Source organism: Streptomyces adelaidensis (genome assembly GCF_016598475.1).
In the GTDB taxonomy this organism is placed as follows: Bacteria; Actinomycetota; Actinomycetes; order Streptomycetales; family Streptomycetaceae; genus Streptomyces; species Streptomyces adelaidensis.
The window spans coordinates 1-16,521 of record NZ_JAEMUX010000055.1 but is presented as its reverse complement, the minus strand read 5'-3'; the positions used below and the strand labels follow the sequence as shown (position 1 = coordinate 16,521).

The 16,521-nt window shown below is 68.3% G+C and carries 17 protein-coding genes and 1 pseudogene; 10 read left to right on the top strand and 8 right to left on the bottom strand.

The window, feature by feature from the left end:
- Window positions 1-20: 20 nt before the first annotated feature.
- Both I8N67_RS27375 and I8N67_RS27370 read right to left on the bottom strand, forming a co-directional pair.
- Window positions 21-611 carry a Uma2 family endonuclease gene (locus I8N67_RS27375; protein ID WP_200306603.1) on the bottom strand — a complete coding sequence of 197 codons (591 nt, stop codon included), beginning with the start codon at window positions 609-611 and terminating at the stop codon, window positions 21-23.
- Between the two features lie 147 nt (window positions 612-758).
- Window positions 759-1,433, bottom strand: a complete 675-nt coding sequence (locus I8N67_RS27370) for a GDSL-type esterase/lipase family protein (RefSeq protein ID WP_200306601.1) — start codon at window positions 1,431-1,433, stop codon at window positions 759-761.
- Between the two features lie 241 nt (window positions 1,434-1,674).
- Between I8N67_RS27370 and I8N67_RS27365 the strand changes: the two genes are divergently transcribed.
- A complete protein-coding gene (locus I8N67_RS27365; protein ID WP_200306599.1) occupies window positions 1,675-2,694 on the top strand; it encodes a WD40 repeat domain-containing protein in 1,020 nt (339 codons plus the stop codon).
- A 19-nt stretch (window positions 2,695-2,713) separates the two neighbouring features.
- Here the strand turns inward: I8N67_RS27365 and I8N67_RS27360 are convergent, their stop codons facing one another.
- Entirely contained in the window at window positions 2,714-3,499 is a 786-nt protein-coding gene (locus tag I8N67_RS27360; protein WP_200306597.1) for a TetR/AcrR family transcriptional regulator, read from the bottom strand.
- 88 nt (window positions 3,500-3,587) lie between these two features.
- Here I8N67_RS27360 and I8N67_RS27355 point away from each other — a divergent pair, with 88 nt between their 5' ends.
- From I8N67_RS27355 to I8N67_RS27345, 3 genes are all read left to right on the top strand, one after another.
- Window positions 3,588-4,664: an ATP-binding cassette domain-containing protein gene (locus tag I8N67_RS27355; RefSeq protein WP_200306595.1), complete on the top strand. Its 1,077-nt coding sequence runs from the start codon at window positions 3,588-3,590 to the stop codon at window positions 4,662-4,664.
- Window positions 4,661-5,500 (top strand): ABC transporter permease, encoded by an 840-nt coding sequence (locus tag I8N67_RS27350; protein WP_200306593.1) that lies wholly within the window; start codon window positions 4,661-4,663, stop codon window positions 5,498-5,500. The genes I8N67_RS27355 and I8N67_RS27350 overlap by 4 nt, the downstream gene beginning before the upstream one ends.
- Window positions 5,501-5,655: 155 nt before the next feature.
- Window positions 5,656-7,260: a cellulase family glycosylhydrolase gene (locus I8N67_RS27345; protein WP_200306591.1), complete on the top strand. Its 1,605-nt coding sequence runs from the start codon at window positions 5,656-5,658 to the stop codon at window positions 7,258-7,260.
- 503 nt (window positions 7,261-7,763) lie between these two features.
- Here the strand turns inward: I8N67_RS27345 and I8N67_RS27340 are convergent.
- Entirely contained in the window at window positions 7,764-8,360 is a 597-nt protein-coding gene (locus I8N67_RS27340) for a hypothetical protein (protein ID WP_307835383.1), read from the bottom strand.
- A 325-nt stretch (window positions 8,361-8,685) separates the two neighbouring features.
- On the opposite strand from I8N67_RS27340, the gene I8N67_RS27335 reads away from it, so the two are divergent.
- A complete protein-coding gene (locus tag I8N67_RS27335; protein WP_234046372.1) occupies window positions 8,686-9,945 on the top strand; it encodes a sensor histidine kinase in 1,260 nt (419 codons plus the stop codon).
- The gene (locus tag I8N67_RS27330; RefSeq protein WP_200306589.1) at window positions 9,942-10,619 is read left to right on the top strand and encodes a response regulator transcription factor; all 678 of its coding nucleotides are present in this window, start codon (window positions 9,942-9,944) and stop codon (window positions 10,617-10,619) included. Before I8N67_RS27335 ends, I8N67_RS27330 begins: the two co-directional genes overlap by 4 nt.
- Window positions 10,620-11,046: 427 nt before the next feature.
- On the opposite strand, the gene I8N67_RS27325 is transcribed toward I8N67_RS27330, so the two are convergent.
- Together I8N67_RS27325 and I8N67_RS27320 are read right to left on the bottom strand one after the other, a co-directional pair.
- Window positions 11,047-11,670, bottom strand: coding sequence for a hypothetical protein (locus I8N67_RS27325; protein ID WP_307835382.1), 624 nt, complete (start codon window positions 11,668-11,670; stop codon window positions 11,047-11,049).
- Window positions 11,671-11,852: 182 nt separating this feature from the next.
- Window positions 11,853-12,518 (bottom strand): hypothetical protein, encoded by a 666-nt coding sequence (locus I8N67_RS27320; protein WP_200306586.1) that lies wholly within the window; start codon window positions 12,516-12,518, stop codon window positions 11,853-11,855.
- 403 nt (window positions 12,519-12,921) lie between these two features.
- On the opposite strand from I8N67_RS27320, the gene I8N67_RS27315 reads away from it, so the two are divergent.
- The 4 genes and pseudogenes from I8N67_RS27315 to I8N67_RS27300 all read left to right on the top strand — a co-directional run.
- The gene (locus I8N67_RS27315; RefSeq protein ID WP_200306584.1) at window positions 12,922-13,071 is read left to right on the top strand and encodes a hypothetical protein; all 150 of its coding nucleotides are present in this window, start codon (window positions 12,922-12,924) and stop codon (window positions 13,069-13,071) included.
- Window positions 13,072-13,329: 258 nt separating this feature from the next.
- The gene (locus I8N67_RS27310; protein ID WP_234046371.1) at window positions 13,330-13,770 is read left to right on the top strand and encodes a hypothetical protein; all 441 of its coding nucleotides are present in this window, start codon (window positions 13,330-13,332) and stop codon (window positions 13,768-13,770) included.
- A 45-nt stretch (window positions 13,771-13,815) separates the two neighbouring features.
- Window positions 13,816-14,625: a hypothetical protein gene (locus tag I8N67_RS27305; RefSeq protein ID WP_200306580.1), complete on the top strand. Its 810-nt coding sequence runs from the start codon at window positions 13,816-13,818 to the stop codon at window positions 14,623-14,625.
- A 292-nt stretch (window positions 14,626-14,917) separates the two neighbouring features.
- Window positions 14,918-15,217 (top strand): annotated as a pseudogene (locus I8N67_RS27300) (SAM-dependent methyltransferase); the annotation flags it as partial.
- On the opposite strand, the gene I8N67_RS27295 reads toward I8N67_RS27300, so the two are convergent.
- Complete coding sequence (locus I8N67_RS27295) at window positions 15,204-15,434, bottom strand: DUF397 domain-containing protein (protein WP_200306578.1); 231 nt, start codon at window positions 15,432-15,434, stop codon at window positions 15,204-15,206. The pseudogene I8N67_RS27300 and the gene I8N67_RS27295 overlap by 14 nt on opposite strands.
- A gap of 6 nt (window positions 15,435-15,440) precedes the next feature.
- A complete protein-coding gene (locus I8N67_RS27290) occupies window positions 15,441-16,379 on the bottom strand; it encodes a helix-turn-helix domain-containing protein (RefSeq protein ID WP_200306576.1) in 939 nt (312 codons plus the stop codon).
- Between the last annotated feature and the right edge of the window lie 142 nt (window positions 16,380-16,521).

Below are 16,521 nucleotides of genomic sequence, written 5' to 3'. Positions count from 1 at the left end.
AGGCCTGCGGGCAAGCGGGATCAGCCGCGAGGGAAATCGCCGGTGGAGAGGACCAGGCCGAGGAGAGTCGTGGTCATGTCGACGTCGCTGCCGTAGGCGACGGACAGGTCGCTGACGTAGTCGCCATCCTTGGGCTGGGTGAACAGTCGGCACTTGCCCACGTAGGGGTCGGCGATCAGGTAGACGGGGACCTCGGCGAGCGCGTACGCGGTCTTCTTGGGACCGTAGTCGTTCTTCCCGGTGTCCGTGGAGATGACCTCGGCGACGAACTCGACGTCCTCATAGCGCCAGCGGCCCTTGGCGTCCTTCTCGGCGCCGTCGCGCAGCTTGGCCACGTCCGGGCAGTAACCGTTCAAATGGCCCGGAAAGTCGATGCGGACGTCCGACAACACCTTCGAGCGTCGTCCGAAGCGATCCTCCAACGCCCAGAGGACCTCGCGAATAGTCTCCCAGTGCACGTCCCGCTGCGGCGACATGTAGATGGTCCCCTCGACGATCTCTACCTTGTATCCCTCGGGGACGGGCATCTTCTCGAGCCGCTCGAACATCTCGTCGAGCTGGCGCGTGTTGTCGCTCTCGGCCATCGCGATCCTGTCTTCAAGGACGGTCATCGTGGCGCTCCTCCCCGGCCGCCTGTCGTTCGAAGACGGCCGCGCAGTACAACGATACGCACGGTGACCAGGGCACGGCCGGTACGGGGAAACTCCTTGCGTGGCGCCCCGGCCCTGTAGCGTCACCGGCCGAGTCGACGACAGGGCCTACGGCAGCTCGTACGGTCCCCCCAGCCCCCACGCCTCGTGCATCGCCCCCGCGAAGGCCGCCGCGATCTTGTGTTCGCCGGAGGCGCTGGGGTGGGTGCCGTCGTAGGTGTCCCAGTTGATGTCGTACGACGGGGGCGGGGAGGCCATGAGGAGGGGGGAACGGGGTTCGTCGAGGTCGGCGGCGGTCTTGGCGAGGAGTTCGTTGAAGCGGGCGACCTGGGCGGCGAAGGGGGCGTCGGTCTCGGCGCGGACGTTCGGGGTCACCGGGAGGAGGACCATGCGGACGTGCGGGTTCGCCTCGCGGGCGGCGCCGACGAAGCGGCGGGTGTTCTCGGCGGTCTGCTCGGCGTCGGTGTAGAAGCCCAGGTCGATGAGGCCGAGGGAGACGAGGAGGACGTTCGCGCGGTGGCCGCGGATCGCGTCGGCGATCAGCGGGGCCATGTGCAGCCAGCCCTCGCCCCAGCCGGCGAGATGGGCGTGCGGGAAGGGGGTGGCGTAGTCGTACGACGTCGGGGTGTCCGTCGCCTTGTCGTAGAGCGTCTCGCGCGGACCGACGATCTTGAAGGGGCCGTCGTGCGTCGTGCGCAGGTGCTGCCAGAGCCGGTAGCGCCATGTGTGTTCGCCCGCGCTCCCGATGGTCATGGAGTCGCCTACGGGCATGAACCTGAGCATTGGCACATCATGAACGATCGCTACCAGCCGGTAGCAGTCAGCGGCTCACACGGCGCTGTGAACCTTGCCACGTGCCGGTGTCGGACAGGTGTTTTTGGCCGCACATCCACCGTTCGCGGCACTCAGCCCCTTCAGAGGCGCGGGGAACCGCGCGACCAGCCCCCACCGATCCCGCACCCGACCCCTCCCCCCCAACGGCGCTCCCCCTCCACCCAGCGGAGCGAGATGGCAGGCTGGGGACATGCGTCGTCGCCTTCTCCACCCGTTCTCCGCGGCCCTCGTCGGGCTGGCCGGACTCGCCGCCGTCCTGCTCGCCGCCGTCCAGCCCGCGGTCGCCGCGGACGACGACGGGTTCACGATGAAGGATTCGAGGATCACCGAGTCGAGCGGTCTCGCCGCGTCGCGGCAGCATCCGGGCGTCTACTGGACCCACAACGACAGCGACGACGGGGCGTTCCTCTACGCCGTGGACAGCAGGACCGGCGAGACGGTCGCCACGGTCACCATGACCGGCGTCGGCACCCCGCGCGACGTGGAGGCGATCTCCATGGGCCCGGACAACAAGCTGTACGTCGGCGACATCGGCGACAACCTCGGCGGCACCTGGGCGTATGTGTGGATCTACGAGCTGCCGGAGCCGACGGAGCTGAAGGACCAGACGATCCGGGCCACGCAGTACGTGGTGAAGTACGAGGACGGGGCGCGGGACGCGGAGGCGCTGATGGTGCATCCGAAGACCGGGCGGGTCTACATCGCCGACAAGAACGAGGCGGGCGGGTCGCTGTACGAGGGTCCGGCCGAGCTCTCCGCCTCCGGCACGAACGTCTTCAAGAAGGTCGGCTCCGTCCCCGACCTGGAGGTCACCGACGGCGCGTTCTCGCCCGATGGCAAGCACCTCGCCCTGCGCGCGTACTTCGGCGCCATCCTCTACGACTGGAACGACGGAAAGATCAAGAAGGCCGAGCGGCTCAGCGTGCCGTTGCAGCGGCAGGGCGAGTCGGTGACCTTCACCACCGACGGCTCCACGATCCTGTACGGCAGTGAGGGGTCGGGCAGCACGGTCGTCGCACGGGACGTGCCCGGCGGCTCCGGCAGCGGTGGCTCCGGCTCCTCGTCCTCCGGCGGGAGCGGCTCGGACACCGCGCAGGCCGACGGCGACGGCGACGGCGCCGGCTCCACCGTCAAGGTCGGCGCCCTGGCCCTCGGGGGCGTCATCGTCGTCGTATGGGGGTTCAAGAGGCTGCTGCGGCGGCCGTCCTGAACCTCACGGTCACCACTTTCTACCGCTCTCCACCGCGTCGCCCGACCAGCACCTCCAGCCCGTCCAGGATCCGCTGGAGTCCGAACTCGAAGTGGTCGAAGTCCGTGGCGAAGGCGTCTTCCGAGAGGCCGGCGAGCAGGGGATAGCGGCCGGAGGCCATGAGCTCTCCGAGCACCGGTGCCTGGGCCTGCCAGAACTCCGTGTCGGTCAGGCCGGTCCGGCGCTCGGCCTCCTGCGCGTAGAGCTGGGTGCGGGCGGCGCCGACGACATAGCCGTCGACGGCGATGATCACGGAGATCAGTTCGGGGTCGGTCAGGCCCATGGACTTGATGCGGGAGAGGACCTTCTCCATGCCGTCGAGGGCGCTCGGGCCGAGGATCGGGCGGGACTGGTTGACCCGGAGCAGCCAGGGGTGGCGGCGGTAGAGGGCGAGCGTCGCGTGGCCCATGGCCTCCAGGGCGGAGCGCCAACCGCCGTCGCCGAGGTCGGCGGGGTTCTGGGAGGTCCGCTGGACGCGGTCGAGCATCAGGTCGAGCAACTCGGCCTTGCCGGGGACGTAGCGGTAGAGGGACATGGTCCCGGTGCCCAGTTCGGTGGCCACGCGGCGCATGGAGACGCCGTCCAACCCTTCCGCGTCGGCGACCTGGACGGCCGCCTCCACGATCCGGTCCAGGGTGAGCCCCGGTTTGGGGCCGCGGCTGGGGCGCGGGCCGGTGTCCCACAGCAGGTGCATCGTCCGGACGATGTCGCCGCTGCCACTGGTCTCCGTACCGCCGCTGCTTTTGGCGTCCTTGCCCCTTGTCATGTGCCGAGTTTAATCCTGGCGAAAAGAACTGGGTACGACGTACGCGAAATAGGGTACGGTGTACTCGGTTAAGGAGAAGGGGGATTCCATGAAGGACGGCAAGAGCGGCAACGGCGGCAGTGGCACAGACGGATACGCGGTGCGGGCGGAGGGGCTGGAGAAGCGATACGGCGAGAAGTTCGCCCTCGACGGCTTCGACCTCATCGTCCGCGAGGGCACGGTGCACGGCCTCCTCGGCCCGAACGGCGCGGGCAAGACCACGGCCGTGCGCATCCTCTCCACACTGCTGCGACTGGACGGCGGCCGGGCGACGGTGGCCGGCCTCGACGTGGCGCGGCACCCGCGCGAGGTGCGGTCCAGGATCGGCCTCACCGGCCAGTACGCGGCGGTGGACGAGGTGCTGACGGGCCGCCAGAACCTGGAGATGTTCGGTCGGCTCTTCCACCTTGGCGGGCGGGCGGCGAAGCTGCGCGCGACCGAACTCCTCGACCGGTTCGACCTCTCCGACGCCGCCGACATGGGCGTCGGCAAGTACAGCGGCGGCATGCGGCGGCGGCTCGACCTCGCCGCCTCGATGATCCTCGCCCCGGCCGTCCTCTTCCTCGACGAGCCGACAACGGGCCTCGACCCGCGCAGCCGGGGCGAAGTCTGGGAAGCCGTAAGGGCGTTGGTGGCGGGCGGCACGACCGTGCTGCTCACCACGCAGTACCTGGAGGAGGCCGACCGGCTCGCCTCGCGCATCACCGTCATCGACCAGGGCCGGGCCATCGCGGACGACACCCCCGACGGGCTGAAGAACACGGTCGGCGGTGACCGTATCGAGGTCGTCGTCGCCGAACGCGCCGACATCCCGCACGCCGTGAAGGTCGTCGCCCGCGTCGCGCACGGCGAACCGGAGTCGGACGAGACGGAGTTGCGCGTCCACGCGTCCGTCACCGACCGCGTCTCGGCCCTCACCGAGGTCGCGCGCACGCTCCAGGACGAGGGCGTACGGGTCGAGGACATCGGCCTGCGCAGGCCGAGCCTGGACGACGTCTTCCTGCGTCTGACCGGCCACCGCACCGAGAAGCCAGGGAAGCCAGAGAAGTCAGGGAAGCCCGAGAAGTCGGGTGACTCTGCGGCATCTGAGGAGTTCTCGACGTCCGAGAAGGGGGCAGCCGCATGACCGCCGTCGATCTGAGCGCGCCGGGCACGCCCAGTGCGCCGAGCCCGCGCGGCCGTACGTACTGGCTGCTCGCCGACTGCTGGAACATCGTCCGCCGCGGCCTCACCCACTACCGGCGCCAGCCCATCAACATCGCCTGGCAGCTGGGCTTCCCGATCCTCTCCGTCCTCCTCTACGGCTATGTGTTCGGCAGCGCCATGCAGGTGCCCGGCGGCGGGGACTACCGGGACTTCCTGATGCCGGGCATGTTCACGATGACGATGGCGTTCGGCTTCATAAACACGGCCACGCTGGTGGTCCACGACTCCACCAAGGGTGTCATCGACCGCTTCCGCTCCATGCCGATGGCGGCGTCGGCGGTGGTCGCCGGGCGCGGGGTGACCGATCTGCTGGTGGCCTGCGCCGAGTTGGCCATCATGATGCTGACGGCCCTCGCGATGGGCTGGCGCCCGGACGCGGGCCTCGGCTTCCTGGCCGCCTTCGGCCTGCTCCTCTGGCTCCGCTTCGCGCTGATCTGGATCGGTGTGTGGCTGGGCCTGCTCGTCCCCAACCCGGAGGCCGCGGGCGGCCTGTTCGCGGTCGCCTACCCGCTGACCATGATCTCCAGCATCTTCGTGGCGCCCCAGCTCATGCCCGACTGGCTGGGCTGGATCGCCGCCTGGAACCCGATCTCCTCCACGGCCGCCGCGACCCGCGAACTGTTCGGGACCCCGGTCGCCGGGGGCGACACCTGGATCGAGCAGAACGCGCTGCCGATGGCCGTGGTGTGGCCGGTGCTGCTGACGCTGGTCTTCCTGCCGCTGGCGGTGCGGAGGTTCCAGAAGCTGAGCCGGTGACGGGCCTCGGCTGAGGGGCGCGGAAAGGTGTCCGGTGTATCAGGTGACGCCGGATGTCTTGACGTGTCCATGTGACCTGTCTTCCATGGGGGTACGGGTGGTGGGAGCGCTCCCACTCGTTCCGGACCCGCGCCTCCCGAGGAGGAAACAGCGACATGCTTCGCAGATTCCACAGGATCCGCAGGTTCCGCGGCTTACGGAGAACCCTGGGCACCCTGTGCGCGGCCGCCGCCGTGCTCGCGCTGCCGCTGGCCGGCGGTGCGCGGTCGGCGGCGGCGGCCACCGCACCGGAGGTCCGCGCGGCCGGGGTCGACGCGGCCGCGGCCGGCGCCGGCTACTGGCACACCAACGGCCGCCAACTCCTCGACGCGTCCGGCCAGTCGGTCCGTATCGCGGGCGTCAACTGGTTCGGCTTCGAGACCGCCAACCGGGTGCCCCACGGCCTCTGGTCCCGCGACTACAAGAGCATGATCGACCAGATGAAGTCGCTGGGCTACAACACCATCCGGATGCCCTACAGCGACGACATCCTCAAGTCCGGCGCCATGCCCGACAGCATCAACTACTCCGACGGCAAGAACGCCGACCTGCAAGGGCTGACCTCGCTCCAGGTCATGGACAAGATCGTCACGTACGCCGGTCAGAGCGGCCTGAAGATCATCCTCGACCGGCACCGCCCGGACGCGGCCGGCCAGTCCGCCCTCTGGTACACCTCGGCCGTCCCCGAGACGACCTGGATCACCAACCTCAAGGCGCTGGCGACCCGCTACAAGGGCGACCCGACGGTCATTGGCATCGACCTCCACAACGAGCCCCACGATCCCGCCTGTTGGGGCTGCGGCGACACGGCCAGGGACTGGCGCCTGGCCGCCCAGCGCGCCGGCAACGCGGTGCTGTCCGTCAACCCCGACCTGCTGATCCTCGTGGAGGGCGTCCAGACGTACGACGGCGTCTCCGGCTGGTGGGGCGGCAACCTGATGGGTGTGGCCCAGTACCCGGTGCAACTGGACGTCCCCAACCGGGTGGTCTACTCGGCCCACGACTACGCCACGAGTGTCGCCCAGCAGAGCTGGTTCAGCGACCCGGCCTTCCCCGCCAACATGCCCGGCATCTGGGACAAGTACTGGGGCTACATCTTCAAGCAGAACATCGCGCCGGTGTGGGTCGGCGAGTTCGGCACGACCTTGCAGCCGACCGTGGACCAGAGGTGGCTGGCGGCCCTGGTGACGTACCTCCGCTCCACCTCCGCCTACGGCAACGACTCCTTCCACTGGACCTTCTGGTCCTGGAACCCCAACTCCGGTGACACGGGCGGCATCCTGAAGGACGACTGGCAGACCGTCGACACGGTCAAGGACGGCTACCTGGCGAGCATCAAGGCCCCGGGCTTCCCGTCCGGCGGGGCGGACCCTGGTGACCCGGATGACCCGGATGACCCGGGCGACCCCGGTGGCGGGACGGCCGCCTGCACCGCCGCCTACACCGTCAGCAGCGACTGGGGCAGCGGCTTCAACGCCGACGTGAAGGTGACGAACACCGGCACCACCGCGTTCAGTTCCTGGGAGGTGACCTGGACCTGGCCGGGCTCCCAGCAGATCACCAACATCTGGAACGCCTCGTACACGCAGAGCGGGGCGACGGTGACGGCGACGAACGCCGCCCACAACGGGGCTGTGGCCGCCGGAGGTTCGGCGAGCTTCGGCTTCGGGGGTGCGCCCGGGGGCGGAGGTGTGCCGAGCGTGAGTTGTGCGGCGCAGTGACCGCGGCGTGAGACGGGGGCGCCTGGTGCTGGCCGGGCGCCCTCTTCGGTGGGGTGGATGTCCTGTCGGGCGCAGAGTAGATGTCAGCGAGGCGCAGGGTTGTGTCAGTGACGTGCGTCGCCTGAGGAGGCTTACCTCGGCGATGCTCTTGTACGACGGTTTCGAGAACCCTGTAGCAGCGAAACTCACCGCAACGGACGCCGCAGGCGGTACTTCACGCGGTCTCTAGCCACAAGCGACTGTTGCTGGGATTTCAGTGACTGTGAGTGGCTGTATGTTCACTAGTTGATGATCGATGAACTTGAGGTGGATGCCGGTCCGTTGGCGCGGTGGCAGGTGCACTGAGAGGTGTGCAAGCTGAAGTTGGTGGTCACGGGGCTGGTGTGCGCAGGCATCGGGATGCTCGTGCTGGTCGCTGGCGGGTGACTTTGGTGAAGATCGTCGGTCATCGGGCGACTTCGCGGTTCGTGAGGACCAGCAGGGCCCGGTGTGGGCGTGTGCGGCTACTTCGTCGGCTGGGCCGCTTCCAGGAGCTGCTTCACCGCGGTCGCGTTCTTGCCGTGGGCTTCCTTCTCCAGACCCTGAAGTTCACCGGTGCTTTCGCTGGTGCTGGTCTTGCCGGCAGTTTCGCCGGTGCCGACCTTGCCGTCGTCGTAGGGCATCGTGTGCAGGGTCGCGTTCCACTTGCCGTCATCGCCCTTCACCAGCAGGGCGATGTACTTGTGGCCCTCCTCGTAGCGGGGCTCGCCCTGCCAGGCGAACTCCCGCTCGCTGCCGCCCTCCCACCACCAGCCCAGGAGCTCGACCGGGTAGGTCTCCGGCGCGGCCTCGGCGCCGGGCTTGGACCACAGCACCTGATCGACCTTCATCGTCGCGGTGCGCGGGATGTGCCCTTCGCCGTTGTCCTTCTTGTCCTCCGGCAGGGCACCCTTGCGCTCGCTGCCGGGCACCATCTCGATCACGACGGCGTGGTCGCCGTGGGTGACCCAGTCGGACGCGGTCAGGGTCGGGAAGCCCTCCGACATGTGGACCGCGACTGCCAGCGGCCCCTCGTCCCCGCCATTGGCGGTGGCAACACCGGCGAAAGTCCCACCGGCCACGGCAGCCACCGCGACAGCAAGGACGCTCAGGCGCCCGCACCGCGTCGCGGGCAGCCACCGCCGACCCGCAGCAGACTGGTCACTCTTCACACGAAACACGAAACGGCTTCCCCTCATATGGACTGGTACAGCCCGACGCCTCGACGGCCGCCCTCGTATCTGCGTCGTCGACAGCCTTCATCGCTCTGGGGCCCCACCCTGCGACAGCATGGGTTACAGAGGCCGAACGGGCGCTGTCATTTCACTGTTAGGCGCCCCCGCTTAGCCTGGTCACAGGGCCCTGGCCGGGACGTCCCCGGTTCAGTCCGAGGAAGGGAGCAGACAGATGAAGTGGGGACCCCCCCGCCGGTTGGCGAGCCTGACCGCCTGGCTCGGCCTGCGCCGTGGCACCGCCCGCGCACGCCTCACCGCCTTGTACGTCACGCTGTTCCTGGTCTCCGGAACGGCACTGCTCGCCATCGCGGCCGTGGGCGGATCGCTCTTCAGCCCGGCCGCGCCCGACGGTGGTACGGGTTGGCCCGACCGGGCGTCAAGTGCCCAGGCCCGCATCGACGAGCTGGAGCAGCAACTGGCTCAGGCACACGACAATCAGACCAAGGAGATCCTGATCGGGTCCGCCATCGCGCTCGGCGTCATGGCGGTGGTCTCGGTCGGTCTCGGCTGGTTCCTCGCAGGCCGGGTACTGCGCCCACTGCGCGTGATGACGGCGGCCACCCGCCGGATCACCGCCGACAGCCTGCACGAACGCCTGGCGATCGATGGCCCCGTCGACGAGGTAAAGGACCTCGCCGACACCATCGACGACCTCCTCGGCCGCCTGGAGCGCTCCTTCGAGGCACAGCGCCTGTTCGTCGCCAACGCCTCCCACGAACTGCGCACTCCGCTCACCACGATGCGGGCCTCCCTGGACGTGGCCCTCGCCAAGCCGGGCCCTGTGCCTGAGACCACCGCCGTGCTGGCCGCCCGGATGCGTGCTGAACTCGACCAGGTGGACCTGCTGCTGGAGAGCTTCCTCGTCCTGGCGCGCGCCCAGCACGGCGAGTTCACCGACTCGGGGCGGCTCGCCCTCGGCCGGCTCGCATGGGACGCCCTGGCCGGGCGAGCGGGGGACATCGCAGCCAAGGGCCTGACCGTGCGCGAACCCCGTATCGACGGCTCCGCGTGGGTGTGGGGCAGCCGGACACTTCTGCGCCGCGCGGCCGACAACGTGATCGACAACGCGATCGCGCACAACGACTCAGGGGGCTGGATCGGAGCTGCGGTACGGGCCGAAGAACGTGCAGGGGACGGCGGGGGCACAGTGTCCCTCGTCGTCGAGTCCAGCGGTCCGGTCCTGGACCAGCGGCGGGTGGCGGACCTCGCGCAGCCCTTCCGCCGCCTCGGCGCCGACCGGACCAGCACCGGCCGGGGCAGCGGCCTCGGCCTGTCCATCGTCGCGGCCATCGTCGCGGCCCATCACGGCACCCTGGACTTGCACGCCCGCCCCGACGGCGGCCTGCGCGTCACCGTCATCCTCCCCCGCACGGACGACGGAGACTACGAGACGGCGAAGGCACCCAACGCAGAAAGGAGCGTGGCGCGTTGAGGGTCCTGGTGGTCGAGGACGCCCGCCCTCTCGCCGAGGTCATCGCCGAGGGGCTGCGCGACCAGGGCATGGCCGTGGACGTGGCCTACGACGGGCTCGACGCCGCAGCCAAGCTGGACGTCAACGCGTACGACGTCGTCGTGCTCGACCGCGACCTGCCCGGCATCCACGGCGACACTCTCTGTCAGATGATCATCGAGCGGGACGGCCGCGTGATGGTGCTGATGCTGACCGCCGCCGGCTCTCCCGGCGAACGTGTCAGCGGCCTGGCCCTGGGCGCCGACGACTACCTTGCCAAGCCCTTCCACTTCCCCGAACTTGTCCTGCGCATCCGCGCGCTGGGCCGCCGTCGCCCCGCCGCCCGGTCCCGCACCCTGCGCATGGCGGGCGTCGAACTCGACACGCTGGGCCGTACGGCCGCCCGCGACGGCCGCCACCTCGACCTTTCCGTAAAGGAGTTCGGCGTACTCGAAGCCCTCCTGAGCGCGAGCCCCGCCTTCCTCAGCGCGGAGGACCTCCTCGAACAGGTCTGGGACGAGCACGCCGATCCGTTCACCAACACCGTCACGGTGACCATCAGCCGCCTGCGCCGCAAACTCGGCGACCCACCGGTCATCACCACCACACCCGGCGTGGGTTACCGGATCGTCGACCCAGCCGCACCACCCGGCTGAGCAGTCAGCAGGGGCCGGCGGCCCGCGAGCCGCGGCCGGGCTTCGCCGGAGTGGACCCCAGCTGCCAGCCGTACGTTCGTCAGGAGTCCGCGGCCTGGACCGCAGTGCGGTGTGGTCGCCTGCCGGCAGGGCTCGGGCTGAGCAGCGTGATTCCCTCCCCGCTCAGGCGGGTGCAGTCCTGCCACGGGTTCTCCGGGTGGGCAAGGCCGGACACAGGCGACCGAAGGGCTGGGTGTTGAGGAACATCGAACGATCTCCACCTGCCGGAGCAGCCCGTGGGCCTGCGGCCGTGCCTCGGACACCGCTGAGAGCGAAGTGACCACGACCGTAGTGAGGAGCCTGCTCGGGTGTCCTCAAGAGTGATGCGACGGCCCCTGCGGCGGGGCGAAGTAGTCCCCGCCGCTGGGGCCGGTGTGGGCGTGTGCGACTACTTCGTCGGCTGTGCCGCTTCCAGGAGCTGCTTCACCGTGGCCGCGTTCTTGCCGTTGGCTTCCTTCTCCAGGCTCTGAGATTCATCGGCGCTGTGGACGGACGCGGTCTTCGCGGCGGTTTCGCTGGTGCTGGTCTTGCCGGCAGTTTCGCCGGTGCCGACCTTGCCGTCGTCGTAGGGCATCGTGTGCAGGGTCGCGTTCCACTTGCCGTCATCGCCCTTCACCAGCAGGGCGATGTACTTGTGGCCCTCCTCGTAGCGGGGCTCGCCCTGCCAGGCGAACTCCCGCTCGCTGCCGCCCTCCCACCACCAGCCCAGGAGCTCGACCGGGTAGGTCTCCGGCGCGGCCTCGGCGCCGGGCTTGGACCACAGCACCTGATCGACCTTCATCGTCGCGGTGCGCGGGATGTGCCCTTCGCCGTTGTCCTTCTTGTCCTCCGGCAGGGCACCCTTGCGCTCGCTGCCGGGCACCATCTCGATCACGACGGCGTGGTCGCCGTGGGTGACCCAGTCGGACGCGGTCAGGGTCGGGAAGCCCTCCGACATGTGGACCGCGACTGCCAGCGGCCCCTCGTCCCCGCCATTGGCGGTGGCAACACCGGCGAAAGTCCCACCGGCCACGGCAGCCACCGCGACAGCAAGGACGCTCAGGCGCCCGCACCGCGTCGCGGGCAGCCACCGCCGACCCGCAGCAGACTGGTCACTCTTCACACGAAACACGAAACGGCTTCCCCTCATATGGACTGGTACAGCCCGACGCCTCGACGGCCGCCCGGCAGAATCGGTTCCCGCAGCAGGGCCGGTCACGGCTTGACGTAGACATCGTTGATCTGGCCGACGTTGTGCGACCCGAGATTCGTCCAGGAAATCAACTGCTCAACGGTGCCACCCGTGCGCATGCAGCCCAGGTCGCTGTCCGTATTGCCTTGCCGGGGTGATGCGTCGTACCCGTGGGTGAGGCCGACGGCATGCCCGGTTTCGTGGCAGACAACGGCCTTCCAGGGATTCGCCGCCCCGCCACCCATGTTGTCGAAGCTGATGTAGTGCTGGTCGCACTCATACTCGCTCGCGGCGTCATTGCACCAGGTCATACCCTGAACGCCGGCGGGAAGACTCGGGTCGTTCCAGTCGAAGATGATGTCCGTCTCGGACGAGCCGTCGTACTGGATTTCACTGCCCGTGTGCTCGTGCCGTTCGAGATCGGTGGGCCCGTACTCATCCCGAAGCACTTCGCGCACATCGGTGTCGCCGGCGTCGGTCATGCCCGGCTCGATGGCGAAAGTCAGGTAACCGTTGTCGGTCCGACAGAAATAGCCGTCGTCCTCACAGTCCCAGTACGTGTTGTCGGTCTTGTACATGTTGTCGAAGCTCGCCGCCTGGGCGGTCAGCGCAGAGCCGACAAACAAAGCCCCAGCCATGGCCATGACAGCGAAGAGCTTTCTCGCGCTCCGTTGCAAGAGTGCTTGCACGTGTTCACCCCTCCTCAACTTCCGGCCGATTCCTCCCCCGGCCGGGTACAGATGTTCGACTACATCTTTACAACATCATTTCTCCGTATGGAAGATCATGCTCCGGACATGAATGACCGTCAGAAGTGCGATTTCACAGCACTTGTTACTTTTAGTGGCGGATTGCTGCGTCATTCACGGCACCCCTCGTGTGTCTACTGAGCGGTGTGCATCGTGAAGTTGCAGGTCACGGGTCTGGTGTGTGGGCGTCTTGCCATGCCTCGCGTGGCAAGACGGTCGTGTCCAGGGTGAAGATCGTCTGACCGGGCGGTCGGGGTGACTCTCGGGATGACATCAGCCGCCTGCTGTGGGCCTCGGCGGCCAGACCCGGACGTGCTCTGTGGCGCACCCACCCGTTACGACTATGAGGCTCAAGCTCACGCAGAAGCTACGGGCGGCCGGGCTCGGCGCGATCGCCGATCTGGGCTTCATCGACATCGACGAGAGCGGCCGGGCCGCCGCCCCGAAGGTGATCACCGCCAAGGCCGCCCGTAACCGCTCACTCTGTTGCTAGGCGGAAACGGCAGGTGAACCGTGACGAATCGACGTCGGAAGCAACAGTTCGCAACAGGCGAGAGAACGCGCGGACGGCACCGCTCTTGCCGACCGCCCAACGGGGAACGGGTATCACGGGGATGCTCTCGGGGCTGACGTCATGTCACACGCCCGCGCTTGACCGGCGCCGGTATGGCATGCATACGTCAGATCCGTCCACCGTCGGCAAATCCCGCGCACACGGCATCCGACCAACGGAGGACACCACACCATGCGCATGCGCACCTTCATAACGTCGGCGGCTCTGGCCACCGCGCTGCTCGGCGGCTCTGTCGCCCCCGCGGTGGCCGCGCCGGCCGCCGCGAACGGCCCCGGCGTCTTCATCACCAACGGCGACCGCGTGCACATCTCGAGCACCCCGCCGCGCACGGCGTCCGCCCACGCCTGGTGGACCCACGTCAGCGGCCCCGGCACCAAGGCCAAGGTCACCATCTGGCTGCAGATGAAGTCCGGCACGAAGTGGCACTCGGTCGCCAAGAACGCGAAGAACCTCAAGTCCGGCAACGGCGGCAGCGCCCGTCGGGTCGTCGCGCGCAAGAAGTGCGCGAACCAAAACAAGCGCCAGTGGCGCACCATGATCGACGTCGACCTCATCGGCGTGGCCGACTCGCCGGAGAAGGTCTACACGAAGTCGGTCACGGTCAAGTGCGGCGTTTGATTTTCTAGTTCTGCCATTCCATCCGCTTGATCCAGGAGTACGACCATGAGTGATACCGGTCCGGACGCCACCCTCATCGTGGGACTGCACGGGGTACTGGACCGGCATCCCTGGATCGACCGGGTGAGCGCCGAGTTCGACCTCGACGAGGACGTCTTCAGCCTCGCCGTGAAGCGGGCGTCCGCCTACGCCTGGAGCTCCACCGCCCTTACGGACAAGCCCGCCGACAACCTCTGGGACCACAACGACGCGGACGGCGACTGGACGCAGGACGGCCAGGTCCGCCAGCTGGCCTGGCTGCAGTCGTCGCTTCCCCGGCCCGTGAAAACTCAGGGCAAGAAGCAGCGCGCCCGCCGCCTCCCGGTCCTGCCCGTCATCACGGTCCTCTCGGACGCGCTACGCCGCGTCGGCACCATCCGCCTCACCGGCACACACGCCCTCGTGCCGCTGCACCGCGCCGGGGACGCCCGCGTCGAACTCGCCGAAGTGGCCGAGTGGTTCGCCCTCGCCGACCCGTCCGGCGCGGCCTCGCTGACGGTCACCGTTTCCGCCCTGCCGTCGGCGAACCTCGCCGCGCGGGCCGCCGAGATCCGCGAGGCAGCGCTTGAACGCACGTACCAACACATGACGGTTGAGCCCCTCAAGCCCGCCGACACGATGACTCCGGGGCTCGCCCGTCCCCTCGCCGGGGTGGTGCAGGCCGAGGGCCTGCGCCGGGCGCTCGCCTTCCGCTGCGACGTGCGCGAGTGGTCCACGGACGTGGCCGCCTGGACGACGGAGGTGTTCGCGGACTCGATCCGGGCGGTGACGGGACTCTCGGGCCTGATCCTCATCACGGTCTCTTCGGAGGTCTGACCCGAATCCACAGGTAGTGGCCGACGGTTGGTCAGGTTTCGGCCTGTCTGGCCGTCGGGCTCGTTGCAGGGAGAGTGGGCAGGGGTGTGGCCCGACTGACGCGTCGGGTGGACGGCTTTCCAGGGCGGTGGCTAGTGGTTGCCGGTGTTCAGATCAGGCGACGTGAGGAACTCGTAGTCGGTTCCGCCGCACACGCCAGCCGACAGGCTCGATCGCCCGCCACTCCTCATCCTCGAGCGCGGGATGCGCAGCCCACTCGCTGAGGCCGGCTGGAAGCTCGTTCAGCAGCTGGGCATGGTTCACCGACCCGGGCCGCCTCCTCCCGCTCGTGCGGGCACGGCTCAACCCGGGTGGCGTGTTCGTGTTCTCCCAGCCGCCGGCCATCCCCGGCGCGTACGGCCCGCAGGGCATGTACAAGGGCGGCTTCGCGGGCAAGGCGATGTTCACCTACCGCTACAGCTACCGCCCCGCTGTCTGGGAGCGCCTGCTGACCCGGGCCGGCTTCGCCTCGGCCGAGGCGCGCGTGCTCGATGCGCCCACGCCGGGCCACATCGGCACGCTGCTCGTCCGCGCGAACGTCAACCCTGGGTGAGGTGGTCGAACTCGCCGGCCTTCGCGCCCGCGAGCATGGCGGCGATCTCCGAGTGGGTGAAGAGGAGGGCGGGGCCGTTGGGGGCCTTGCTGTGACGGATGGCTATGCCGTTGTCGTGGGGGGCGAACTCGACGCAGTTGCCGTCGCCTCCGGAAACGGATGACTTCTGCCATGCCGTGGATATTTTGGAGGCGTCCGGGATTATGTGCTCCGACATTCCTGCCTATCCTTTGCGGTGATTATTGAGGTGTCTCTCTATGAGCTTCATCGATTCGGCTCCCCTGAGAGAGTCCGACATCATGAGCCGATTGAACAGTCGGCTGTATGCCTGGACTTCCCCGGTCTCTTCCAGGAACCTGTTACCGGTCAGTCCTTCGAGGTAGACAATGTCGGGCTCCCAACGTTCGGGGAACGATAGGACCACGAAGGGGCCGTAGAGCAGCCCGTGAGACTCTGATGCTTCGGGCAGCACGTGAATGTTGACCGTGCCAGGGCATTCCTTGGCCAGGGAAAGTAGGTGTTCGAGTTGTTCGACCATCACGTCGGGTCCGCCGATGACACGCCGAAACACTGACTCAGAGATAACGCCCCAGAGAATCAGCGGGTTTGGTCGGTCGAAGACCTGTTGCCGCTTGCTGCGGATGGCGAGCCTTTCGTGTCTCTCGTCCTCCGGGATGCCGGGCAGGTGCAGGTCAAGGATGGCCGCCGCGTACGCGTAGGTCTGCAATAGCCCTGGAATCAGGTTGACTTCGGCGTTGTACGCCTCCGACGCGTCCGATTCGTAGCCGATGTAGTCGGCGTACATGGGGCTCACTACTGACCGGATGTCCGTTTCCCAACCGCGCACGTTGCCCCGCCTGCGCAGGTCGAGCATGTAGGAACGCAGGTCCTGGTCCTCGATGCCGTATCGGTCGAGCAGCAGGCCCAGGTCTGGTTCGGAGATGCCGATACGCCCCGACTCGATGCGGCTCAGCTTGGCTATCGACCAGTTGAGCGACCGTGCCATGGTGTCCTGGCTGCCGTGCGAGCCGTCCTCACGCACCTTGCGGAGGATGTGGCCCAGCCGCACCTGACGCGCCGTCGGCTCTGCGCGTGCTCCCACCTGCTTGCCTCCCCTGGTCCGGCCTGCGCTGACAGGCTGCCGGATCGCGATGCTCGACACGCCCCGCGTCACTCGTTCGGGGCAACTCTCGGTGCACAGTTGCACCGCGCCTTGCGGCGGTGCACGCTTACTAAGCGGTTCGTAGTCGAACGCTCACCGTCCGCTCCGTCGCACCCTTCGGGGGTCGTTTGCCATGCCTGAA